The 23,621-nt window shown below is 47.7% G+C and carries 20 protein-coding genes and 1 other annotated feature; of the genes, 1 reads left to right on the forward strand and 19 read right to left on the reverse strand.

Features of this window, described 5'->3' with window-relative positions; genetic code table 11:
• Positions 1 to 20: 20 nt before the first annotated feature.
• The 19 genes from minC to REC12_RS09515 form a co-directional block, all read right to left on the reverse strand.
• Complete coding sequence (gene minC, locus REC12_RS09425; protein WP_308893872.1) at positions 21 to 704, reverse strand: septum site-determining protein MinC; 684 nt, start codon at positions 702 to 704, stop codon at positions 21 to 23.
• A gap of 112 nt (positions 705 to 816) precedes the next feature.
• Positions 817 to 2,922: a penicillin-binding protein 2 gene (mrdA, locus tag REC12_RS09430; RefSeq protein WP_308893874.1), complete on the reverse strand. Its 2,106-nt coding sequence runs from the start codon at positions 2,920 to 2,922 to the stop codon at positions 817 to 819.
• 115 nt (positions 2,923 to 3,037) lie between these two features.
• Entirely contained in the window at positions 3,038 to 3,544 is a 507-nt protein-coding gene (mreD, locus tag REC12_RS09435; protein WP_308893876.1) for a rod shape-determining protein MreD, read from the reverse strand.
• Positions 3,544 to 4,413, reverse strand: coding sequence for a rod shape-determining protein MreC (gene mreC / locus REC12_RS09440; protein ID WP_308893877.1), 870 nt, complete (start codon positions 4,411 to 4,413; stop codon positions 3,544 to 3,546). The genes mreD and mreC overlap by 1 nt, the downstream gene beginning before the upstream one ends.
• Positions 4,414 to 4,431: 18 nt before the next feature.
• Entirely contained in the window at positions 4,432 to 5,451 is a 1,020-nt protein-coding gene (locus REC12_RS09445; RefSeq protein ID WP_308893878.1) for a rod shape-determining protein, read from the reverse strand.
• A 129-nt stretch (positions 5,452 to 5,580) separates the two neighbouring features.
• Entirely contained in the window at positions 5,581 to 6,264 is a 684-nt protein-coding gene (gene radC, locus REC12_RS09450; RefSeq protein WP_308893880.1) for a RadC family protein, read from the reverse strand.
• Positions 6,233 to 6,871: a Maf family protein gene (locus REC12_RS09455; protein ID WP_308893881.1), complete on the reverse strand. Its 639-nt coding sequence runs from the start codon at positions 6,869 to 6,871 to the stop codon at positions 6,233 to 6,235. Before REC12_RS09455 ends, radC begins: the two co-directional genes overlap by 32 nt.
• Before the next feature lies 1 nt (position 6,872).
• On the reverse strand, positions 6,873 to 7,136 hold the full coding sequence (locus REC12_RS09460) for a DUF4321 domain-containing protein (RefSeq protein WP_308893882.1): 264 nt from the start codon (positions 7,134 to 7,136) through the stop codon (positions 6,873 to 6,875).
• Positions 7,137 to 7,681: 545 nt separating this feature from the next.
• Positions 7,682 to 9,088: an aspartate ammonia-lyase gene (aspA, locus tag REC12_RS09465; protein ID WP_308893883.1), complete on the reverse strand. Its 1,407-nt coding sequence runs from the start codon at positions 9,086 to 9,088 to the stop codon at positions 7,682 to 7,684.
• A gap of 408 nt (positions 9,089 to 9,496) precedes the next feature.
• Entirely contained in the window at positions 9,497 to 11,098 is a 1,602-nt protein-coding gene (gene cimA, locus REC12_RS09470; protein ID WP_308893884.1) for a citramalate synthase, read from the reverse strand.
• Between the two features lie 447 nt (positions 11,099 to 11,545).
• The gene (locus REC12_RS09475; protein WP_308893885.1) at positions 11,546 to 12,178 is read right to left on the reverse strand and encodes a redox-sensing transcriptional repressor Rex; all 633 of its coding nucleotides are present in this window, start codon (positions 12,176 to 12,178) and stop codon (positions 11,546 to 11,548) included.
• Positions 12,179 to 12,322: 144 nt separating this feature from the next.
• A complete protein-coding gene (locus REC12_RS09480) occupies positions 12,323 to 13,021 on the reverse strand; it encodes an SPOR domain-containing protein (protein WP_308893886.1) in 699 nt (232 codons plus the stop codon).
• Between the two features lie 142 nt (positions 13,022 to 13,163).
• The gene (locus REC12_RS09485) at positions 13,164 to 14,171 is read right to left on the reverse strand and encodes an inorganic phosphate transporter (protein WP_308893887.1); all 1,008 of its coding nucleotides are present in this window, start codon (positions 14,169 to 14,171) and stop codon (positions 13,164 to 13,166) included.
• The gene (locus REC12_RS09490; protein WP_308893889.1) at positions 14,164 to 14,790 is read right to left on the reverse strand and encodes a DUF47 domain-containing protein; all 627 of its coding nucleotides are present in this window, start codon (positions 14,788 to 14,790) and stop codon (positions 14,164 to 14,166) included. The genes REC12_RS09485 and REC12_RS09490 overlap by 8 nt, the downstream gene beginning before the upstream one ends.
• 173 nt (positions 14,791 to 14,963) lie before the next feature.
• Complete coding sequence (locus REC12_RS09495; RefSeq protein ID WP_308893891.1) at positions 14,964 to 16,286, reverse strand: bifunctional folylpolyglutamate synthase/dihydrofolate synthase; 1,323 nt, start codon at positions 16,284 to 16,286, stop codon at positions 14,964 to 14,966.
• A 19-nt stretch (positions 16,287 to 16,305) separates the two neighbouring features.
• Positions 16,306 to 18,972, reverse strand: a complete 2,667-nt coding sequence (locus REC12_RS09500) for a valine--tRNA ligase (RefSeq protein WP_308893892.1) — start codon at positions 18,970 to 18,972, stop codon at positions 16,306 to 16,308.
• Positions 18,973 to 19,092: 120 nt separating this feature from the next.
• Positions 19,093 to 19,317, reverse strand: a binding site (T-box leader).
• A gap of 59 nt (positions 19,318 to 19,376) precedes the next feature.
• Positions 19,377 to 20,810, reverse strand: coding sequence for an FMN-binding glutamate synthase family protein (locus tag REC12_RS09505; RefSeq protein ID WP_374214194.1), 1,434 nt, complete (start codon positions 20,808 to 20,810; stop codon positions 19,377 to 19,379).
• A 258-nt stretch (positions 20,811 to 21,068) separates the two neighbouring features.
• Positions 21,069 to 21,599, reverse strand: a complete 531-nt coding sequence (locus tag REC12_RS09510; RefSeq protein WP_308893893.1) for a nitroreductase family protein — start codon at positions 21,597 to 21,599, stop codon at positions 21,069 to 21,071.
• 205 nt (positions 21,600 to 21,804) lie between these two features.
• On the reverse strand, positions 21,805 to 22,512 hold the full coding sequence (locus tag REC12_RS09515; RefSeq protein ID WP_308893895.1) for a hypothetical protein: 708 nt from the start codon (positions 22,510 to 22,512) through the stop codon (positions 21,805 to 21,807).
• Positions 22,513 to 22,778: 266 nt separating this feature from the next.
• On the opposite strand from REC12_RS09515, the gene REC12_RS09520 reads away from it, so the two are divergent.
• Complete coding sequence (locus tag REC12_RS09520; RefSeq protein ID WP_308893897.1) at positions 22,779 to 23,525, forward strand: LysM peptidoglycan-binding domain-containing protein; 747 nt, start codon at positions 22,779 to 22,781, stop codon at positions 23,523 to 23,525.
• The last annotated feature ends 96 nt before the right edge of the window (positions 23,526 to 23,621 follow it).

Consider the following 23,621-nt stretch of genomic DNA (forward strand, 5'->3'; position numbering starts at 1 on the left):
TTCCCTTTAGTCTTATTCTTTTAACGGCCTTTGCTGCGCCAACCAGTCATTCCCGCCGCTTCTACAATTAATCGTTCATCTTTGATTCTGGCAATCTCAGGCCCCCGTCCATCCGTTTCCTCATCGGGCGCTCTCGTGACTAAATCTGCAATCCGCAACTGAGTCGGCGCCAAATGATAGGCGCTTACCGAAGCTTTTCGTTCACCCGTCGCTCCTGCATGGGCTACGCCGCGTAGGGACCCTAAGACGACAATATTTCCAGTCGCAATAATCTCCGCCCCAGGATTGACATCACCCAGAACAACGACATGACCCTCAAATTGCACACTTTTCCCGGAACGCAGAGTTCTTTCTACAAAAAGACAGTGTCCTGCCACCATCCCTTCATCTCCAAGGGGCATTCCCTTCTCTTCAGCCGCATAGGATTGAACTTTGCCTGGTACGTACACCTCTTCTGTCGTCAGCCATCCTCCCGGCTCCAGTTGATGCTGTTTTAGAAGGTCTGCTAACTGAGCGTGCTCATCTTCCGTGTATTCCTTACTTCCGGCATAGCACCGGACTGTCGCACCTTGCAGAAATTGAACAGAATCCAGCAACAACTTGTCAAGCTCCGTCATTAACAACCCAAACTCCGCAGCCGGATCAAAATACAGGACTAATCCTTCGCGCGTGCCCTTCAGGGCGACATGTTCTGTCCGTGTCAACCTGCACAATCCCCCATTGTTTCTCGTTATTCAATGCCTTCTATAAATTCTACAAGCCTGTCCCAATACCCTTTTCCTCAGAAAAAAAAACGAGGAGAAATTTCCTCGTTTTTTAGCCCCCATTCGTGGATTTCCAACCAAAATACTTCATAAATGCCGCTCTGGCGACGTATCCCGCCGTATCCGAACCGTGACTCCCATATTCGACGACCCCGGCAAAAGCGATTTGAGGATGATCATAAGGGGCAAACGCCACAAACACCCCATTATACAGTTCTCCGGAAATCGTATTTTTAGATCCGATCTGGGCAGTACCTGTTTTCGCTCCTCCGGAAAAATCCGGAATGTCCGAGAATAGGAAAGCTCCCGTTCCTTCGCCGGTTGTCACAGCGGCCATTCCTTTTTTGACCGTATCCAAAACATCAGGAGAAATTGACACGGTATTTTCAACTTTAGGCTGATTTTGTTCAACTACTTTACCCGTGATGGGGTCCAGAATCTTATCCACAATGTAGGGGCGATAGTGTTTCCCGCCATTCACGATCGTTGCCACATAATCTGCCAATTGGAGAGGGGTGTAATCGTTGTATCCCTGTCCAATGGCATTGTTGTAGCTGTCATAGACTTTCCAGTTGACATATTGAGTAATCATTGACTCATACCAAGCCTGAACCTGCTTTTTCTCCGCATCTTCAGCCGCCTGCAGCTTTTGTTTGCTCGCCGCGTCGGCTGCCTGGGCCAATTTCGGAGCGTATTTGCTGTCAATATCCGCAAGCTTTTGGTCACGCTGCTTATCATAGTTTGGTTGATAATAAGCCTTTTTCCAGGCAGCTGACGGAACAAGTCCCTTGGCCTCGCCGGGCAAATCGACTCCGGTGTCTGTGCCTAAACCAAATTCATGGGCAATCTGACCGATAAACTCCGGGTTGGCGTCAAAGACTCGCCGGCCCATGACTTCAAAGTAAATATCCGAGGATAGGGCTAAGGCCCGGTAAAGGTTCACAAGGCCAAAATTATTTCCGCCCCATTCCTCAAACCCTTGTTGTTGAGACGGCCGATCCCCCAAGGATGAGAGAACGTCATTGATCTTTTCCTCCGGTGTCGTCAACTTGAGCTGCAAAACAGCCATTGCCGTCACCATTTTAAAAACGGACCCCGGGGGATACAACCCGGCCAGGGCGCGGTTGAGAGAGGCTGCCGGCGCTTCTTTATTAGTAAAATACTTATCGGACGTAGCCTGGGAAATAGTACCTATTAAATCATTGGGATTCATTCCCGGACGTGAGGCCATAGCTAAAATCTTACCCGTATTGACATCAATGACCACGGCAGCTCCGGATTTAGCGTTGGGATTGGTATGCTGCTGAACATTGGCAATAACCTGATCGAGGCTATCCTCAACGGTTTTCTGCAAATCGCCGTCAATGGTAAGCTGAACCGTCTTGCCCGGCTCAGGCGCTTGAACGACCTGTTTGGACACCGGGCGGGCGTTGTTGTCAACTTCTACCTGCTGGATTCCTTCTTTGCCCCGCAGCCAAAAATCATAAGATTTTTCCACTCCGTCTTTACCGACGAGATCTCCTTGCTGATACTCAAATCCGGCCTTTTGAGCATCCGGGTTCTGATTAAACTGGTCTATTTCATTCGGGCCAATTTCCCGTACATAGCCAAGCAATTGACCTGCCAGGGTATTCTGCGGGTAAGAGCGAATCGGGATAGCGTCCACACTGACACCGGGAAGTTCGTCCTGATGCTCGGCAATGATAGCTTGGAGTTCCTGCGGGACATTCTCTAAAATAGTAACCGGCCGGTAACGTTCCCACTGGTGGTTTTGAATATTGGCCAAAATATCCATCGTGATCGAATCAACGGATTGATTGGCATTCGGCCAATAAGGCTTAATAAAGCCGGCTAAGCGGTGAACAACGTCTTTCCAGTTTGTCGATTTAGACTGCTGCAAATCCAGCCAGTCTAAAGTAAGGACAAATTCAGGCACACTGGTGGCCAGAATTTGTTTGTTTTTATCGACAATATCTCCCCGGGTCGTTGGAATCTTCACAAGCTGCATCACGTTGCCTTTGGCCATGGCAGAGTAGTAAGAACCTTGAGCAATCTGGAGACGCCAAAGGTTAAAGCCCAAAATCAAAAACACGAGAACTACAACCGTGGTCAGACCCCAAAAACGATGCACGTACGGTTTTCGTTCATTGTCATCCATTCCTACCCCCCCTATTCGATGTTCGTAGTTCGACATTCGTGGTTCGAATTGCGGATTCGATTCAAAGAATCAAAGAACGGAATCAATACAGCCGGCTGATTCATAACCCTTCACTCTATCTTTCATATCTCGGCCGGTAGCGCAGCCAACCGTGCAGGAAAGACCTGTGAATCAAAGGATAGGTCACTGGAACAAGGACCGCGTTATAGAGAGCGACTCCAAAGACTAATTGAGCAATATCTCCCAGGGACCATTGGAGTCCCGCTCCCAGACCTAGAAAAGCAACGCAAATTTGACCGGCTGTCGTGACGAGAAAGACCATAAAGGTTGTCAGCAGAAAGTTTTCCCGATACCAGCGGCCAGTCAGCCAGTTGCTGAGAAAAGCGACTACCACAAGGGTGAGCGTATACATGCCAATATAACGGCCCAGATAGAAATCTTCCAATAAACCTGCTCCCAGTCCCCAAAGCAGGCTGGAAGGAAGCCTGTGATGCATAGCCATGTATATGGTCAAGAGCATCAAAAGATCCGGCTTAATGCCCGACCAGGCCCAAAAGTGAAAAAGTGTCCCCGGCAGCACCAGGCTCAGGAGAAACATGACGGCGATGATGACATAACGCATTATTTTGCCCCCACCATCTTTACGACATTTACTTCTTCCAAAGAATCAAAATCAACTAATGGTTCGATATAGGCCGTTTTGAGCAAGCCTGAAGGATCAAGCTGAATTTGTTTGACCTTCCCGACGGGCACGTCCTGCGGATAAACTCCGCCGAAACCTGAAGTCAACACTAAATCTCCAATGTTGACACTGTCATCCCGCCGAAAGAGCATTTCCAAATTTCCTTCGGGTGTCAGGCGTGAACCACGCTTATAAGTTCCCTGCACAATACCAAATGTTCCGCTCCCCGTACTGCCGCGTACCACAGCACTCACTTGGCCGTCTCCGTCAAGGATCATTAAAACTTCCGACGTCGTCGGCGAAACGGAGACAATCTTGCCTACAAGACCTAAGTCTCCGATCACAGGATCATTGACGGCAAGTCCGTCTTTGCTCCCCCGGTTTAAAGTGAAAGTCCGATACCAGGTGTTCGGATTCCGGTCAATGACCGTAGCCCCAACTTTAGTATACTTATCGAGGGTCGGGCTATTAAATATCCCCTGATCAAGTTCCGTATACCTCATGCCCGCGAGCACTTGCTCTTTGAGCTTGATATTATCCCCTGTCAGCTGATCCACTTTTTTGCGCAGTTCTTCATTCTGAAGCTGAACATCCCTAAAATTCCACAAGGCTTTGGCATTATCGCGAATACCGTTTCCAAGCTGAAGAAGAGGCTTTTCCACGGTACTCAACGCACTTTGCAGAACTCCCCCTATGGGATTGGGAAACTGGCTGCCGAGACCCGTCAGGCGAATACTTATCAGTACGCCTAACAACAGAAAGAAAACGAGAACCGCAATTCCCGTTACATTAACTCTCTTCCCCACCATGATTCCTCCCCGCTGTCCTTAACTTTTTTGCGAGGATGCAATTTTACGAAGAACCTCGGCATGTTCCAAAACATGCCCTGTTCCAGTCGCCACACAGGACAAAGGGTCCTCCGCTAAGTGCACCGCAATGCCTGTTTCATCTGAAATCAGACGGTCCAGATTACGCAGCAGCGAGCCTCCTCCCGCCATCATAATGCCGCGGTCCATAATGTCCGAAGATAGTTCCGGCGGAGTTTTCTCCAGGCATGATTTCACGGCATCAACTATGGCCGTGACAGGTTCCTGCAGTGCTTCCTGAATTTCTTCCGCAGAAACTTCAACTGTTTTCGGAAGTCCCGTCAATAAATCGCGGCCCCGGACGGTATAATTTCCCGGCTCGGCCAGGTAAGCATAGCCAATTTCAAATTTCAGACATTCGGCAGTACGGTATCCTACCATCAAATTATATCGCCGCTTAATATGAGCAACAATGGCGTCGTCCATTTCATCCCCGGCAACGCGGATTGAACGGCTGGTTACAATTCCTCCCAAAGATATCACGGCGACTTCAGTTGTTCCGCCGCCAATATCAACGATCATGTTGCCTGTCGGCTCACTGACAGGAAGCCCGGCGCCAATCGCTGCCGCCATAGGCTCCTCTAAAATAATAGGGTCCTTAGCACCGGCGGCCATAGCCGCTTCTTTAACCGCTCGTTCCTCAACCGGAGTGACCCCGGAAGGCACGCAAATAACTACTCTGGGGCGAATAAAAGGGTGCTCAGTGCCCAGGGCTCTGCTGATAAAGTATTTCAACATTTTCTGAGTAATATTGAAATCCGAAATAACCCCGTCTTTAAGAGGGCGAATGGCCACTATGTTGCTGGGAGTTCGGCCAATCATTTCTTTGGCTTTATCTCCAACGGCCATCGGGGTCTTCGTCATAATATCCATAGCTACGACAGAAGGTTCGCGTACAACAATTCCTTTGCCTTTTAAATGAACTAATGAGTTCGCTGTCCCCAGGTCAATTCCCAAATCCCGGCTGAAAAAACTAAACATGGTTTTTAAAAACTCCTTCCAGTCACTCTATGCTAACAGTATACCCGTCCAACCCACAAACTACCAAATTTCGCGGCACAAAAGTCCGAAGTTAAGTTTGAGCATCCCCCGGCAAACTTGCACCGCAATTTATAGAATTCCTTGTTCTTTAAGACTAACGTAACGATTATCCCCAATAACGACGTGATCGAGAACCTCAATTCCCAGAATCTTTCCCCCATCAGCCAAGCGGCGGGTGATTTCAATATCCTCTTTGCTGGGAGTCGGATCGCCACTCGGGTGATTATGCAAAAGAATTATAGCATTCGAATTTCTGCGTATGGCTTCTTTGAAGCATTCCCGCGGGTGGACCAGAGAAGAATTGAGAGAACCAATCGAAATCGGGCTGATCCCTAAGACATGATTTTTGGTCGAGAGAGAAACAACACGGAAATGTTCCCGATCAAGGTGGCGCATCTCTTCCATAACCATGTGGGCCACATCCTGCGGCGAATTAACCACAGGTCTTGACATGGGGTCCACTGAAACGGAACGGCGTCCCAGTTCTATCGCAGCTTTTAGTTCAGCAGATTTGGCCTTTCCCAAACCGTGAATTTGGGCTAACTCATGAACCGTTAGTTTTCCCAACCCGGAAAGCCCGCCCACGCCTGCTAAAATACGTTCTGCCAGAGTTAGGACATTTTCTCCTTTAATCCCGGTACGGAGGAGAATTGCCAGAATTTCACTATTGGACAGCGCCTCAGGTCCTAATTGGCAAAGCCGTTCCCGAGGCAATAATTCTTCAGGCAAATCCTTTAAACGCCGATAATCCATGACTCACCCCGCGCGAGGCGATATTTGTCTGTTCAATCCCCCACGCCTTAAGTTGTTCCGTTAAATATTCCATTGGGAGACCGATCACATTGGTCAAGGACCCTGAGATCGAAACGACAAATTTCTTGGCCTCTCCCTGAATTCCATAGGCTCCCGCCTTATCCAGCGGTTCACCGCCGCTGACATAGACTTTAATCTCCTCCCGGGAAAGTTGGCGAAAGACCACGGAGGTTTCAATCACTTCGGTTTTTAGCCTTCCTAAACTGTTTATCAGCGCCACGCCCGTCAAAACAGTATGGCTTCGACCGCTCAAACCTTGCAGCATTTCTTCAGCTTCCGACGGGTTTGCCGGTTTACCTAAAATTCGAGTGTCCAGGGCAACAATAGTATCCGCTCCCAGCACAACATCCAAGGAGTCCCCCCCAAGTTCCAGCCAACGGTTAAGGCCTGCTTTCGCTTTGCGTTCTGCCAATTCCCGGACTCCCTCTCGGGGTAAACTCCCCTCAGGCAAGAATTCGGAAACATCCATCTTGACTGTCCGGAAAGAGAAACCGGCCTCACCCAGCAGCATAGCCCTCCGGGGAGATGTCGATGCAAGTACAAGCATCTTACCACTTCCTTGATAACATATATCCACCCAGTGCACCCAGTAATGTCGCGCTGGTAATACTCAAACGAAACCCAAACGATAGGGAGAGAAAAAAGAAATCGAGGTAAGTATGAGACGGAAAATCAATGACAGCCGGCCGTAAAAACGGTGCAAAAATACCGTATTTTTCCAAACCGAAGCCTACCAAAGTCCCCAGGGCAGCGCCAATTAAAATGAGCAATACTATTCTCCCTGTCCCCGAAGAATTTCGCCCAACCGCCATAGTTTTTTCCCCTTCCATCTACAGAAATTCAGTCTTTTGTCTACAAATCCCCAAACTATGACTTCCTATTAAGTTTAGCATCTTCCCCCTGACTAAGCAAGTTCGACACTCTTTTCCATTTCCGCTCATCTTCGCATCTTCTCGGTACTTTCTTGCCTATTGGGTGTAGACTTTGCTTAAAAATATAAAATTAGGGACAGTTCTTTTGCATGAAGTATATTCATACAGCCTAGAACCGTCCCTGGATCTCCGTTCCTTTATCGGGTAAGCACCTTAACCTATAATTAGCTTGAAAGGACACTGACGCACAAAACAATAACTGCGCACACGCCTATGACAATCCGCTTTTGTTTACCAATGTTCAGTTTATGCCACAGCAATGCTCTATCTTGCGATTCGAGTTCCTTATGAACAAAATTCTCACATCTCAAATAGTAAGCTAGGGTTTCTGCGGAATAACTAGCCCAAACAACCTATTTGTCTTAAGCGAACTACAACAATTCCGGAAATCATAACCTTAAAGAGTATCCACTTGCCCCTTTCTATCATCTTTTCAACAATTCAGCCCCGGCAATGCCGGGTTTCGTCATTTCATAAGGATGCAAAATCAAATCAAGTTCCTCCGGAGTCAAGACTCCCTTTTCCAGCACAATATCACGGACAGGCCGGCCGCTGTTGATCGCTTCCTTCGCCACACCTGAAGCAACTTCATAACCCACATGGGGATTAATAGCGGTTACAATCCCTACGCTGTTTTCCACCATATCCCTGCAGCGTTCCACATTGGCGGTGATTCCGACAACACAGCGCTCCCGGAACACCCGGATAACATTGCGCAGGATATCCAGGGATTGAAGCAAATTAAATACCACCACCGGTTCCATAACATTTAATTCGAGCTGACCGGCCCCGCAGGCCAAAGCAATCGTAAAATCATTCCCCTGGACTTGAAAGGCCACTTGATTCACTACTTCCGCCATTACCGGATTTACCTTGCCGGGCATGATTGAAGACCCTGGCTGCATCGGGGGCAGATTAAGTTCATTCAAACCGGTCCTCGGACCTGAAGCCATAAGACGCAAATCATTAGCCACTTTAGATAGATTTACGGCTAACGTTTTCAGAACACCCGAAACTTCCATAAAAGCATCCGTATTCTGAGTAGCGTCTACCAGGTCATCAGCCATACGCATCGGCAGCTTCGTCCATTCACCAATCCGCTCGGTGACCTTTTCAATATACTTAGGATCGGCATTTAAGCCTGTCCCTACCGCGGTAGCGCCCATATTCATTACTTCGAGTGATTGCATCGCCTGCTTTAAACGTTTAAGGTCACGTCCCAACATGTGAGAATAGGCTGCAAACTCTTGCCCTAGGCGAATAGGCACAGCGTCCTGCAGATGTGTCCGGCCCATTTTAATAACACCGTCAAACTCCAGCGCTTTATCCTCCAGAGACTGACGCAGCTGGTCAAGGACCTCAACTAAATCTGTCGCCAGATTAAGACCGGCTATACGAATGGCCGTAGGAAAGACATCGTTCGTACTTTGGGCCATATTGACATGGACATTGGGATGAACTTTAAAGTACTCTCCTTTTTTCCCGCCAAGAAGTTCTATCGCCCGATTGGCAATTACTTCATTAGCATTCATATTCATCGACGTCCCTGCTCCGCCCTGAATCACATCCACCACAAACTGATCATGAAACTTTCCGGCAATAATCTCCTGCGCAGCCTCAACAATCGCTTTTCCTATAACAGGACTCAGGGAGCCAACATACATATTGGCTTCAGCCGCCGCCCCTTTAACCATGCCCAAAGCACGGATCAATTCCCGGTGTGGATGATACCCCGTGATGGGGAAATTTTCTATTGCCCGCAGAGTTTGTATTCCGTAATAAACGTCATCCGGAACGTCGTGAATTCCCAATAAATCCTTTTCTTGACGCATGCTGTCGTTGCCCCCAATCTCAAACATCAATATAATGTATATTGTATACATTATACAGCTCATTTTAAATGCTGTCGATTAAAACTTGATGTACAAAACTCTCCTTCTAATCCCCATAAGATGCCATAAAAGCAAATAAATTGTTGTTCAATTTACCTAATTAACCAATCCCACTTTCCCAGTAAGAAACTATCTAAAGCGTTTTCCTCTTATCAACCCAGAAGGTCGCGATCACACGGCGAGAGGCCTTTGCGTGAGTTGTAGCTAAACTCGGCATTAATCCGCTTTCATCAAGGATTAAAGCCCTAGTTTGGCACAACGAACGCATGACCGAACAAGTGCGATCGCGACCTTCGGCTTAACATGCCGAACAAACGCTATAAAAGCCCTACTCTCGGAAAGCTATAGTCAATCAGTTACTTCGCGCGCCCCCTCAAACTTCCAAATCGTCCAATTAAGCGCATCCAGCAAGGCCTGTGCGCTGGCCTTAAGAATATTCTTAGAGACCCCTATCGTCCCCCAAACTTCATGCCCTAAACGAGTATCTATTATAACCCGTACAATAGCCTCGGTGCCCCGGGAACCATCTAAAACCCTAACCTTGTAATTCACCAGTTCGCTCTGTTCCAAAATCGGGAAAAAGCCGGCCAGAGCCTGCCTCAGGGCAGTATCCAAAGCGTTGACAGGGCCGTTTCCCTCCGAAGCAATCTGCACGGTCTCCTCCCCGACTTTTACCTTGACAACAGCGACGGAATCCAGCTCTCCGCGCAGCGGATCACTCCAGACATGGTAATCCAAAACCTCAAAAGGAGAGGTGAAGCCATTGAGAATGCGCACCATCAATAAATCCAGGCTTCCTTCCGCCGCTTCAAATTGGAAACCATTATTCTCCAGTTCTTTAATTTCCAGCATTGCTTTCTCAACCCGGGGATCTTCTTTAAGAATATCCGGCACAAAGCGCTGAAGACGCTCCAGGATGTTTGCTTTCCCCGCTTGATCCGAGATTAAAATTCTGCGCTCATTCCCAACTTCGGCCGGGTCCATGTGTTCAAAGGTACGCTGGTTTTTAAGAATCGCGTCAACATGCATCCCGGCTTTATGAGCAAAGGCGCTGCGGCCTACATACGGCTGCTTCTCATCAAAAGGAGCGTTGGAAAGCTCGGCAACGAAGCGGGAAAACGGTGTAATTTTAAGCAAGGCTGACTCTGAAACGACAGAATAGTTTCCTTTAATCTGCAAGAGTGGAATCAGAGTGCTTAAGTTCGCATTACCGCAACGTTCGCCAAAACCATTCCAGGTTCCTTGGACCTGGGTCACCCCCGCTTCAACAGCGACGAGAGAATTGGCTACGGCTAAACCGCTGTCATTGTGAACATGTATGCCTAACTCTTGAGGCGCAAATTCGCGCTTCACTGCTTCTACCCCTCGGGCTATATCGGCAGGCAGAGAGCCCCCATTCGTATCGCAGAGGATCGATATGGCTGCTCCCGCCTCCAGAGCAGCTGAAATACATTTTAAAGCATAATCCGGGTTTTCTTTAAAACCGTCAAAGAAATGCTCGGCATCAAAAAATACTTCCCGCCCCTGTTGTGCTAAGAAGGAGACGGATTCACGGATCAGACGCAGATTTTCCTCTGAATTTGTCCGCAAAACATCCCGCACATGCAGATCCCAAGCCTTCCCGAAAATAGTAATTGTTTGGGCTCCCGAAGCCAGGAGCTTAAGCAAAATGTCACTGTTCTCGGGAGACTCGCCGACCTTACAAGTGCTTCCGAAAGCTGCGATTCGGACTGTCGGAAAGTTTTGTTCGCGCAAAAGCTGAAAAAAGTTATCATCTTTTGGATTGGCTCCCGGCCACCCCGCTTCAACATAGAGGCTGCCCATCTCTTCGATCCGCTTAACGTAACTCAGCTTATCTTGTGTCGAAAAATGAATCCCTTCTCCCTGAGCTCCATCACGCAGCGTCGTATCGTAGACTGTAATTCTTTTTTTACCTCTGTTTTGATTCATTCTTCTTCTCCTATTCTCTAAAGCAATAAAAACCCCGCAGCCGTTCCTAAGAACTTCCACGGGGCTTTTGTCCCACACGGTGTAGTTGGGCACTATCCAACCTGTGCCGCTCGGTCCAGACCCATACGGCGGAACCCTTGACACACTTCTTATAGTTCTATTATATGACACAAACCCCTTAATGTACAACAGTTTAAAGTTTCATTCTTGCCGGACATTCCAGACAAAAATTAATATAGGCAACTGATTTCAGGTTTAAATTACTAATCTAACAGGTCATTTTCTTAATTTACATAAATTACTTAACTGACAATTACAAACGTTATGTTGATATTCCGGTAATTCCTTGTCTATCTGAAATAATAGTTCCACAAAAAACAATGAGACGGCCGGCGTACTCTTCTAAAGGAATATCGCCAAACCGCTCTCATTGATTTTCAGAGACAACTAGAATCTTTGTGCTCCCACATTAAATGTCAGCACTTCCAGGTTAACGGCCAGATCTACATTACGCAGCTCTATCTCAGGAGGGACATTCAAAACCACAGGTGCAAAATTCAAAATTGCTTGCACACCCGCTTTGATGAGCTTATCGGCAATTTCCTGGGCAACTGCCGAAGGCACGGCAACAATACCAATTTGGGTTTGATTTTGTTTTGTAACCTCTTCCAGTCTGTCAATGGGCAGAATTTCTACGTCGCCAATTTTTGTCCCTATTTTACTGGGGTCTGAGTCAAAAATACTGGTAATAATAAAACCGCGCTCTCGAAACCCCTTATAGGAACTTAAAGCTAAACCTAAATGTCCGGCTCCAACTAAGGCAACACTCCAATCAACACTTAAACCAAGAATTCTCAAAATATGTTGACGAAGATCTTTGACATTATACCCTACGCCTCTTGTCCCAAACTCTCCAAAATAAGCCAGGTCCTTGCGAACTTGTGCCGGGCTGACCCCGACTCCTTCTGCAATGTCCCCTGAGGAGGTGGTGACTATCCCTTTTCTATCGACGTCTGTCAGATGACGTGAGTAAACTGAAAGTCGAATAATAGTAGCCTCCGGAATTTTAAGCGTTTTCACTAAGTTCCCTCATTTCTCATCTGATAATTTAAAGATAGATATGTTAATTATATCACTATCGAAGAAAAACGCAAATGAGTACAATTTATAATTTTCTGAATTTGCTGCATTTCTATTCAACGCTCCTTAGTTAATCTATAACTATTATTTCCCAGAAAAATCATTTATAATCCTCATTGCTTGAAAATATAATGATAATCCTAAACTACACCGCTCCTCAGGACCGCTCTGCTCTCCAAGCCGGCTATAGAGTTGATGAAGCTGAACTAATTCTGCCGGAGGATGACTTCCGGCCAGGGAATTCCAGGCTTGTTGTTCTTGAGCCAATATTTGAGGACTTATTCCATTTTGTAATAAACTATTAACATTCGTCAGCAATTCCATAGTCAGGCGGGAACCGTTTCCCGTGATGCGAAACGTCCGCTCGGGAAGCTCTATCCGCTTGACGACCACAAAAACTCCCTTTTGAGCCAGAGATTGTTTTAATCCGCCCAACTCTTGAGCAGAATGCCCGAGACCAATCCCTACAATCCAGGGATTTTCGCTTATAACTCCGCCCGCGGAAGCTAATTCCCCCAGCTGTTTCAGACAAGCTTGAGCATTCTCTTCACTTTTAAAAACTCCAAGCTGGCAGGTCCAAAAAGCAGCTTTGGGAAGTACCAGTACGGCACCCTTCCCCTGATCTGTTGGAAGATTGCTCTTTTGAGCACTTTGAGTTTTTACCCCGCCGGAATGTCCGACAAGTTCCAAATAAACCTTGCCAATACCCCAGGTAAGCAGTCCCAGAGCCAGTCCCCCTAAGATTATGACAATGAACATGCGCAGACGCTCAAAACGTTTCATAATTCTTCTCCTTCCGTTTAGACCGGACAACCCTTCTAACGGAAGATATGTCAGAGATCTTAAAAATAGAATGAAAACATAAAACAGAGTTACCCAAACTCCAAACATCTGGCTGCAACTCTGTTAATAGAATTTACACTATTTACATGAACCTTGAAAGCACAAAATAGTAAAGCGCCGCAACAGCGGACGTGGCCGGGATTGTCACAACCCAGGCAATCAGCATTTGTTGAGCGACCCCCCAACGCACAGCCGAAACTCTTTTGGCACTCCCGACTCCCATAATGGAACCCGAAACAACGTGTGTCGTCGAGACGGGAAGATGAAGGCTCGGAAATACTGTCGCAGTCCAAATAACAAGAGATGAGCTCAGATCTGCCGCAAACCCGTTAATGGGTTCAAGCTTGAAAATTTTCCCGCCCATCGTGTGAATGATCTTCCAGCCCCCTGCCGCGGTTCCCAGAGACATGGCCAGAGCACAGGCCAACTTAACCCACAGTGGAGGAGCTAAAACTGTTTGAGCCTGTATCCCTGTTGCTATCAGGGTCATTGTGATAATTCCCATGGATTTTTGAGCATCATTCGAACCGTGATTAAAGGCCAGCAGTCCTGCCGAAAGGACTTGCATTTTCTTAAAGCCATGATTGACCCGAGAGGGGGAAAAACGGCCAAAAATATAGTTTAATAATTTCATAATGATAAAGCCTAAAATCATACCTACTATGGGCGAAAAAATTAAAGCCGAGAGGATTTTGCCTAACCCTCCCCATTGCAAAACTCCAAATCCTGCTTTTGCAACGGCCGCTCCCGCTATCCCACCAACGATAGCATGGGAAGAACTGCTGGGAATCCCCAGATACCAGGTCAGAAGGTTCCAGGTTATTGCACTGAGCAAGGCGGCAATAACCACCTCTTGAGTCGTCAATTTGGGAGATACGATATCTCTGGCTATGGTTTGGGCCACACCGGTACTGATTAGTGCGCCAAACAGGTTGAAACCGGCTGCCAAAAACACCGCCCGCTTTGGAGTGAGTGCCCGAGTAGATACACTCGTAGCAATAGCGTTGGCCGTATCGTGAAAACCGTTAATATAATCAAAGACTAAAGCCAGGAACACTACTATAACTAACAGCACACCAATATCAGTCATACTTTAAGACCACGCTTTTGAGAAGATCAGCGATCGATTCACAATGGTCAAGTGTTGTTTCAATATGCTCTAATATTTCTTTCCACTTAATAATTTCAATGGGGTCTTTTTCAAATTCAAAAAGGCGGGCTACTTCCTGACGATAAAGCTTATCCCCGGCGCTTTCTAAATTGTAAATTTCCTCGGCTGCGGACAGGATTGTGGATTTCTTAAAATGAATGTTGCCCAAACAGGCAAAGGCCGCTTGAATTTGCTCTGTTGCCAATTCAACCAGATGAACAAGTTCCTGAGCTCCAAGCGAGGGTTTTCCTGTACGGTAGAGAAGCATCCGTTCCACGGTACCTTCGGCGAAATCAACGATATCATCCAACACTTGAGCAAGTTTATAGATATCTTCACGGTCCAAAGGGGTAATAAAGGTGGAATTCAAGCGTTCAAGAATTTGCGTGGTAACCTTGTCTGCCTCATGTTCGAACCGGTGCATTTGAGCGGCGTCTTCCGCAGACACGGAGTCTTGCTGCATGATGCCTTGAAGCCTCTTTAACGTTTTGGCGATAATTTCGGTACTTTGGGAGAAGAGTAAATAAAATTTATCTTCTTTAGGCGATAAACCGAACATAAAAAATGACCCCCAACCTAAAATTTTCAGTCTCCACACAGATCCCATTCATTCCACGGAGTATTGTATCAAATCTTTGCCGGTTTGTGTAAAAAAAATATTAAGTTTTTCGAAACAACTTTTTAAAACAAAGGAATTGTCGATAGTTAAGCCGTTATAGTAACGTTTTGTTATTATTTCTTCAGCTTAGCGATCAAGGCTTGCCGGGCATCCGCCAGCATATAGATAGAACCTGTTACACAAAGCAGGTCTTTTTCTCCGACACGGGTCAAGGCATAAATTACCGCTTCTTTAGGATCTTCGATACAGTGAACGGGCTTGCCGTGCTGTTCCGCTAAAGTTCCCAAGGCCCTCCAGTCCCCGGCTCGCGGAGAATTGGGACGGGTGATGACAATTTCATCCGCCAAAGGGACAAGCATATCCACAACCTTTTCCCGTTCTTTATCTGCCAACATTCCCAGACAAAGTATCAGGCGCTCGCGCTCATAGAGAGAGAGGGCCGCGGACAAGGCCTGAGCTCCGTCAACATTGTGAGCACCATCTAATAAAACTTTGGGTTTTAGAGAAAGCAATTCCAGCCGGCCCGGCCATTCAACATTGCGCAGTCCGGCATATATAGCCTCTCTGGGTATCGCAACTTCATACTTGCTTTGCAGAAGTTCGCAGACCGTCACGGCTGTGGCGGCATTGCGCAACTGATGAAGCCCAATCAGGTGCAGACGCAATTTATAATAAGTCGAATGCAGCCCGACCAGGTCAAACTCCTGCTCAAGCTCACCGCTCCATTTGCTCTCCCAACTGACATCCTCTCCGACCAGCCACAGAGGAACACCGACTTCCTGGGCTTTGTCGCGCAGGACTTGAATTACCTCCGGGTCTTGAGCCGCCGTGACTGCAATCGATTGAGGCTTGATAATCCCAGCCTTAACTTTGGCAATTGAGACCACATCCGGCCCTAAATAATCCATATGGTCCATCGCTACATTCGTTATCACTGAAATTAAAGGAGTAACGACATTCGTCGAGTCTATGGCCCCGCCTAATCCTACTTCGATTAAGGCATAATCGACATCTTCCCGGGCGAAATAGAGCAAGGCCAAAGCAGTGCTGACCTCAAATTCCGTAGGATGTTCAAAGCCCTGGGCAACCATCTCCTCCAAATGGGGACGAACGTAGGAAATCAGCCGGATGACCGTTTCTTTGGGAATCATTTGTCCGTTGATAGTCATACGCTCACGATAATCGTGCAGATGGGGCGACGTAAAAACTCCGACTTTATACCCTGCCTCCCGCAGAATCCGGGCGATCATCACAGTCGTCGAGCCTTTACCGTTGGTACCCCCCACATGAACAACGCGCAAGTTCTTTTCCGGGTTTCCTAGCCGCTTAAGAAGCTCCTGGATTCTCCCCAACCCGAAGTTCATACCAAATGTCGTCAGGTTGACAAGATAATCGAGACTCGCTTGATAATTTTGTTCAAGTTCCATTGCCTTCATATCGATTCCCCCCCTATTACTATTTGCTCGTCTGCAGTTCCGCCAGACGCTCCTCTAAGGCTGTTTTCCGGGCCGACAGGCCCTCCGCCCTTTCTCGCTCTTTAGCCACGACGGCCGCCGGCGCTTTGTTCGTAAAGCCCGGATTATTCAGCTTAGTCTCCAGCACCTGCTGTTCGGCAAGCACGAGAGCTATCTCCTTTTCCAAACGGGCTATTTCTTTATCCAAGTCCATTAACCCTTTCAAAGGAAGATAAATTTCCACCCCTTCCAATACGGCGCCGGCTGCTTGAGACGGTTTTTCAGCCATAGCTGCAAATAGTTCTACACGTGCTCCTCCGGCAAGCTTAAGAATATCCGCTTTTCCATTTTCCAAGACAAGCCGTTGATTCGGGTCAGCGGCAAGAATTAAAATCTCTACTTTCTGTGCGGGAGAAACTTTCATTTCCGCCCGAATGTTGCGGATCGCCTTAATGGCTTCCATCAGAAGAGTCATATCCTGCACAGCCTCTTCCTCATGATATGCCGGTACCTCAGGCCATGACTGCATCATAATGCTCACTCCTTGAACGGGGAGATTCTGCCAGATTTCCTCCGTCAGGAAGGGCATAAACGGATGCAGCAAACGCAAAGTTCCCTCAAGCACTTCGAGCAAAATAGACTGGGCGGTGTGGCGGGCGAGCTTATCTTCTTTATTGTAGAGACGCGGCTTCGTCAGTTCAATATACCAATCGCAAAATTCATTCCATATGAATTCATAAAGGATTCTCCCGGCTTCACCGAGATCGAAGGCTTCCAAAGCTTCGGTGATTTTCTCGATAGTCGCAGCGTAGCGGGTTAAGATCCAGCGGTCGGCTAAGGTGAGTTCTCCGCGAGGCCCGGCCTCGTAGTCTTCCAAATTCATGAGGACAAAACGGGAGGCATTCCAAATTTTATTGCAGAAATTGCGCGTTGCCTCCAGGCGTTCCGGGTGAAAACGCAGGTCATTGCCCGGCGTATTCCCCGTGATTAGCATAAAGCGCAGTGTATCCGCTCCATACTGCTCAATAACTTCGATCGGATCGACTCCATTGCCCAAGGATTTGCTCATCTTCCGGCCTTTGGCATCCAAGACAAGACCATGAATCATGACTTGAGGAAAAGGCACCTCTTTCCGAAACTCCATGGCCATAAAGATCATGCGGGCTACCCAGAAAAAGATGATATCTCTCCCTGTCACCAAAACTGTTGTCGGATAAAACTGACTCAATTCAGGGGTTTTTTCCGGCCAGCCCATGGTGGAGAAGGGCCAAAGCCCTGAGGAAAACCAAGTATCTAAAACATCCGGGTCTTGCTTAAGATGTCCTCCTCCGCAACTTGGGCAAATCGCGGGATCTTCCTTGGCACAGATCTCCTGCCCGCAGTCCTCACAATACCAGACCGGAATGCGGTGTCCCCACCAGAGCTGACGCGAGATACACCAATCCCGAATGTTTTCCATCCACCCCAGATATATTTTGTCGAAGCGTTCCGGGACAAACTTCAAGCGGCCGTCCTTAACGACTTCAATCGCCGGCTTCGCCAAAGGCTCCATTTTTACAAACCACTGTTTGCTGACCATGGGTTCGATGACCGTGGCACAGCGGTAACATTCCCCAACGGCATGGGCATGGGAATCTATTTTGAGCAGAACTCCGGCCGCTTTTAGATCCTCCACAATCGCTTTGCGGGCCTCGAATCGTTCCATACCCTGATATTTTCCGGCATATTCATTCATTCTGGCTTCTTTGTCCAAAACGACAATCTGAGGCAATTGATGCCGCAGTCCAATTTCAAAGTCGTTAGGATCGTGAGCAGGAGTAATTTTTACAGCGCCGGTACCAAACTCCCGGTCCACATACTCATCCGCAATAATGGGGATTTCCCGCTCCATCAGAGGCAAGACCAGAGTTTTGCCGATTAAGTGCTGATAACGCTCGTCATCCGGATGCACGGCAACCGCCGTATCGCCCAACATCGTCTCCGGCCTTGTAGTCGCCACAACTAGCGTCTCATCACTATCTTTTACCGGATAGCTTAAATGATACAAGTTTCCCTCTCTGTCCACATGCTCAACTTCAATGTCGGAGATCGTCGTGTGACACTTTGGACACCAATTTACAATATAGTTCCCCCGGTAAATCAAACCTTGCCGGTAGAGGTCCACAAACGCTTCCCGCACCGCTTTCGAGCAGCCTTCATCCATAGTGAACCGTTCCCGTTCCCAGTCGCAAGAAGCCCCTAAACGCCGCAGCTGTTGAGTGATCCGCCCGCCGTACTGCTTTTTCCATTCCCAGACCCGGTCTAAAAACTTATCCCGCCCCAGTTCCTGACGTCTCATACCTTCCTTCACCAACTGCGCTTCCACTTTTGCTTGAGTGGCAATCCCGGCGTGATCCGTTCCGGGCAGCCAGAGGGCATTATATCCCCGCATCCGCTTATACCTGGTCAAAATATCCTGGATTGTGCCATCCAGGGCGTGACCCAAGTGCAAAGCACCTGTTACATTTGGCGGAGGCATGACAATACTAAAGGCCTTTTTTCCTTCATCCACTTCCGAGTGAAAAAAACCGTTTTTCTCCCAGAAGGGATACCATTTTCCCTCCACCTGGCTTGGCTCATAAGCTTTAGCCATTTCTATAGTTTCTGCTTTTTTAGATAATTCATCCATATTGTTCTAACTCCTTCCCAGATAAATTACAAAACTTGACCGGCGCCCCAAGACAGTGTCTTTGCACTTGTCAGCCTTGGAAAAGGCGGCGGCCTAGCACAAAAAAAGCCTCCCATCCGGTCAAAGGACGAAAAGCTATCGTGGTACCACCTTAATTCAGCAAAACAACCTTAGGCTTAGTCGTTTCGCGCTCATTGTTGACTAACGGGTTTTACCGTCAGAAAGTACTCTGTTCCCTTCTGCCTCTCCTGTGCGACCCAAGTGCTTTCCCGAAAAGACCTCTCAGCCACGGTCCTTATCTCTGAACGGTAACCTTGCACTATTCCTCACATTCATCGAGTTTTTCCGATATTTTATTGAATACATTATACCCGGATCATTAGCTAATGTCAAAATTTGCGGCCTCAATTCCCTGAAATTTGATCTTCCCAGGGATAAGCGCGCTTTACGCCGGTCACCCTGGCTGTCCAGTCATCCAAAGCCACAAGGTCATTGAGGCCGAGTTCCGACAAAGACGTTTTCCCCAAAGCCCGCACTCCTTCTTCCATCTCCATGGTCATGGATTTTAAAACATTGACTACGCTCCTGCTTGCCAAAGCAATATCCAAACGCTCTTTATAAGGCGAATTGTACCAGACTAACTGGGTCAATGGTTCCCAAGGAAGCACCTTATGGATTTGGCGATGAACTAAAGCAAACAGAGGAACCGTTCCCAAATAAAGAGCATCGGCCCCCAGGGTTATGGCCTTTAAGCACTCTCCCGGCGTAGCATATCCACCGGCAATTACCAAACTTACATCTTGACGGGCACCTTGTTCACGCAAAAACCGTTCGGCCCGTACCAGACCCAGCAGGCTCGGGATTCCCAAATCATCGCAAATCATTGGCGAGGCACCGGAAGCTCCGCCTTGCGACCCATCGACAACAATCACATCGAAGCCTGCCTCTAAAGCCACTGCCAGGTCTCTTTCTATGCCACCTGTCGCCATAATTTTCAAAGCGATCGGTTTCCCCCCCGCCTCGGCACGCAAGTCCCGAACATAGTTGATCCAATCCCAAGGGCTCTGAATCCCCGGAGTAACGGCAGGCGTGATAACTGTTTCAACAGGAGAAATGCCCATTAGTTTCTGGGCTTTTCCTTTAACGGCGTTAGGCTCAACCGTAAACGGGCCCATTCTCGCACCCTGGCCCATTTGCACTTCGAGCATATCTGCCGCTGCTATAGCCTCGGGAGAGCGTCCCCAGGGACTTCGGCTAATTTGCCAGACAAACTTTCCCGCTTCTTGCCGTTCTTCAGGCAGATAGGGGCCTTCTCCGGAATTGGTAACAGTTTTAAGCTGTTTTGCCGCCTTGGCCAGGGCGATTTTGGCCTGCTCACTGAGCCCTATGCCGTAGCCCATACCCGCAATCATGAGAGGAGTTTCTATTGTCAGAGGTTTTTGGGCTTTAGGACCGAGAGTGACACACATATCAACGGCAACCCTTGCTTCTTTAGGTAAGCGGGCCATCTGAGCAGGAACAAACATCAAATTATCATATTGAGGCAGCCGCCTCGAAGAACCTAAAGGCCGTTCAATGAGTTTTCCCTGTTCTGCCCGCAAACTGATTTCCAGGATATTTTGCACCGATGTTCGACGAACAGCTCCCCAAAGTTCCATTAAATTCTCATGGTATTTGTCATCTAACAGTCTTTCCAAAACCAAACCAAATAAGCGCTGAACCAATGTGCGAAAAAAACGTTTTCCCAGGAAATAGAACAAACTGAAAAGTATTATTCCCGCAATGATTGCTCCAATTGCTGAAAGAGCAATAATAAGCAGTGCAGTCTCAAGCAACAATGTCAATCCCCCATCTTCACTATAAACCGTACAAGCACCTTTCAGTAGTCTATACCGGTTGCCGAAGAATATTCACACGATATTCCAACACCCTGCTTACCATGTGGGCATTAAAACCAGACAAATAGTTGCCCTGCCGCTCTCTGGCGGCATTCATAACATTATGCTTTCCGACAGTAAAAAAGATGGCCGTCCTGCCATCTTTCCCTTTATTTATAAGCCTCATATCGCTTGAACTTTTAAGCTTGTATACCTTAATTATTGCTGACCCCATTTTCCCCGGAAAGTGATCTCCGCCATTGTCTTGCGGGGACGGGGGCGCCGTTCTTCAGCCGCGTATCCCAGGGGCGTCATCGCCAGTACCCTTACATCCTCAGGAACATTCAGAGCTTCTTTGACTTTTTGCTCGGCAAATAAGCCCTGCCAGCATGTCCCCAGACCTTGTTCCGTGGCGGCTAATATGAGGTGTTCCATCGCCAATCCGGCATCAAGCATCATAAAGTCTTTTCCTTCCCACACTTCCGATTCCTTGGGCACCGCACAGAGCACGACAACAACCGGAGCGCCGGTTAAAGCTTTTCTGCCGGGATTCATATCTCCCATACTTTCGGCTAAAGCCGCTTTTTCTGCCCTACCCTCCACAACAATAAAGCGCCAACACTGCATGTTTTTCCAGGAAGGTGCTAAACGAGCCGTTTCCAATACATATTCCAATTTTTCCTTCTCAACGGGCTTATCTAAATATGTTCGCAAACTCCTGCGTGTCTGAGCCAATTCAAGAAAATTCATAGTTATATGCCTCCCCTATAGTGTTCCCTTGCCAAAAGCTTGAATACCTGAATCACTGCTTCTTGCTTTAAACTCAGAGTTCTCCCTAAAACCTATGATTCCTTCTTAGCTCTGAAATTAACTTTCTGAAATTACTTTAATTTATTTTAACAATTCCTCAACCGTTCACCCTGGCTGATGCATCCTGGGCTTTTAGCCGGGAAGGTTATTCCCACCAGGGCTTTCCTTCATTTGCTTTACTGTCCTCACTCACTTTCGCTGCCTCCTCAAACTTGACCGGTTCTTCCTCCTGAATTTCAGCTTTATTAAATTTCCCGTAATTGTCATCCCAAGGCCATTCCACTTCCGGAACCGTTTCAAAATCTTTCGTCCCCGAGTTCAGCTCCGACTCGGTAACCCCAAAATCAAAGTCATCCCCGAAGGCGTTCCCTTGTTTTTCTTGATTCTTTGACAGATTATCTTCTGTCTCCCAGTCAAAATCAGTTGTTCGCTCCCCACTGCCATATCCGGCGTAGTAAGGCCTATAGCCGGCTTGGGCCTTTCTTCCGGGCCATGAACCTGAACCCTTTCCCTTAGGCCTCCCCGCTCCGACTGCACCGGCCACTAAACCTATGATGATTCCTTCCCCTAAGACCTGGATAAACCCCCATACCCGTATGGGCAAGAACAGGGCGAGCAACGAAGTTCCCACCGTAACATAGCCGGCTCCCGTAATTCCACCCGTCAGCCATTCTCCAGTTTCTTTGGCTGTACGATACCCGCCAATTATACAGCTTGCTAAGAGCCCAATATCCAGCAGACTGGAAATATTCCATCCTCCGAAGCCTATCGCCTCCCATACCACTCCCCCCAAAAGGGTTAAAACCGTCACCAGCATAGCTGTGGTAATTCCTTTTAAAACGGATGAAAGCATAGCTTACTCCTCCCTGTTTAATTTTTTCCATAATTGTTCGGACATAATACATCTCTGTCATCTATAAATACGCCGGACCTGTCCGATACATTCCACAAATGTCCATAATTATCCATTACCATGCTTCATACCTTGAGAATATAGTGTACTGTGACATACAAAAATTGGCTGACGCCCGAAGACACTGTCTTGGCACGGGTGGTCAGCAGAGCGGGGATACGCCGGACAGGAATGTCCAAATGTCCAAGTAAAGGAGGAATCCGAGAATGGATTATGCACGCTATGTAGTGCAAGCGGGAGACACCATTTATAAAATTGCCAAAGCGTATTCTGTCGAAATGACTGAAATTATTCAGCTTAATCATTTAAAGCATCCCGATCGAATTTACGCCGGTCAAATACTCTTGCTGCCCGTCCTGGGCACACATGAACCGCAACCGCAAGAAATACCCGAGCCAAACTTTACATACGCCATTTGGCTTTACGAGGCTTATGCGGGTACGGATTCTGAACTAACAGCCATCACCACTTACCTTTATCAGGCTGTATTGCTGGATCGTCCGGAGTTTGATGCTTTATTCAGACCGATTGCCTACGATGAAATCCGGCATCTGGAAAAGCTGGCCTTAGCCCTACGCCATCTGGGTGTCGATCCCAGATACGGATCTTTAAGCAGTGGGCACTGGGTTGACTGGCGCTCTCGTTTTATCAATTACACCAGCGAACTTTGCGCACTTATTGATACGAATATTGAGGATGAGGCCAAAGCTCACCGCCTGTATCTTGATCTTGCACACAAAATTCCCATTCCGGAAATCCAGGCGATCTTGACTGAAATGGCTGCTGATGAAGAACGCCACTACTATCTATTTTGTCAAGCCAAGCAGCAATATTGCAGTGAATGCGCCCCCTGCTCAGCGCCCCCTGCCTGTGCTCCCCAGCCGATTTATATTCCTATAGACGATTCAAGCCAGCCTGTTTTGCCAAGACCTCATGAAGGAGGCAAGGGTTAACTTTTAGCTTTTCAGTTAGCCTGTGTTCCGTTATACTAGAATTGCGTGATTTTAGTGCCAAAGCAATCTGTGTATTTAAAAAGGCCGTTGCGTATT

The sequence above is a fragment of the Candidatus Desulfosporosinus nitrosoreducens genome, assembly GCF_030954495.1.
In the GTDB taxonomy this organism is placed as follows: Bacteria; Bacillota; Desulfitobacteriia; order Desulfitobacteriales; family Desulfitobacteriaceae; genus Desulfosporosinus; species Desulfosporosinus nitrosoreducens.

What these genes read in the sequence shown, in the direction of transcription:
- REC12_RS09490 (WP_308893889.1), bottom strand. Translation starts at nt 14,790, where the DNA reads ATGTTCGGTTTATCGCCTAAAGAAGATAAATTTTATTTACTCTTCTCC.
- mreC (WP_308893877.1), bottom strand. Translation starts at nt 4,413, where the DNA reads ATGGTGGGGAAGAGAGTTAATGTAACGGGAATTGCGGTTCTCGTTTTC.
- REC12_RS09455 (WP_308893881.1), bottom strand. Translation starts at nt 6,871, where the DNA reads ATGCTTGTACTTGCATCGACATCTCCCCGGAGGGCTATGCTGCTGGGT.
- REC12_RS09510 (WP_308893893.1), bottom strand. Translation starts at nt 21,599, where the DNA reads ATGAATTTTCTTGAATTGGCTCAGACACGCAGGAGTTTGCGAACATAT.
- cimA (WP_308893884.1), bottom strand. Translation starts at nt 11,098, where the DNA reads ATGAATCAAAACAGAGGTAAAAAAAGAATTACAGTCTACGATACGACG.
- REC12_RS09520 (WP_308893897.1), top strand. Translation starts at nt 22,779, where the DNA reads ATGGATTATGCACGCTATGTAGTGCAAGCGGGAGACACCATTTATAAA.
- REC12_RS09445 (WP_308893878.1), bottom strand. Translation starts at nt 5,451, where the DNA reads ATGTTTAGTTTTTTCAGCCGGGATTTGGGAATTGACCTGGGGACAGCG.
- REC12_RS09485 (WP_308893887.1), bottom strand. Translation starts at nt 14,171, where the DNA reads ATGACTGATATTGGTGTGCTGTTAGTTATAGTAGTGTTCCTGGCTTTA.
- REC12_RS09500 (WP_308893892.1), bottom strand. Translation starts at nt 18,972, where the DNA reads ATGGATGAATTATCTAAAAAAGCAGAAACTATAGAAATGGCTAAAGCT.
- REC12_RS09460 (WP_308893882.1), bottom strand. Translation starts at nt 7,136, where the DNA reads ATGGCGGTTGGGCGAAATTCTTCGGGGACAGGGAGAATAGTATTGCTC.
- aspA (WP_308893883.1), bottom strand. Translation starts at nt 9,088, where the DNA reads ATGCGTCAAGAAAAGGATTTATTGGGAATTCACGACGTTCCGGATGAC.
- radC (WP_308893880.1), bottom strand. Translation starts at nt 6,264, where the DNA reads ATGGATTATCGGCGTTTAAAGGATTTGCCTGAAGAATTATTGCCTCGG.
- REC12_RS09515 (WP_308893895.1), bottom strand. Translation starts at nt 22,512, where the DNA reads ATGCTTTCATCCGTTTTAAAAGGAATTACCACAGCTATGCTGGTGACG.
- REC12_RS09480 (WP_308893886.1), bottom strand. Translation starts at nt 13,021, where the DNA reads ATGAAACGTTTTGAGCGTCTGCGCATGTTCATTGTCATAATCTTAGGG.
- mreD (WP_308893876.1), bottom strand. Translation starts at nt 3,544, where the DNA reads ATGCGTTATGTCATCATCGCCGTCATGTTTCTCCTGAGCCTGGTGCTG.
- REC12_RS09495 (WP_308893891.1), bottom strand. Translation starts at nt 16,286, where the DNA reads ATGAAGGCAATGGAACTTGAACAAAATTATCAAGCGAGTCTCGATTAT.
- mrdA (WP_308893874.1), bottom strand. Translation starts at nt 2,922, where the DNA reads ATGGATGACAATGAACGAAAACCGTACGTGCATCGTTTTTGGGGTCTG.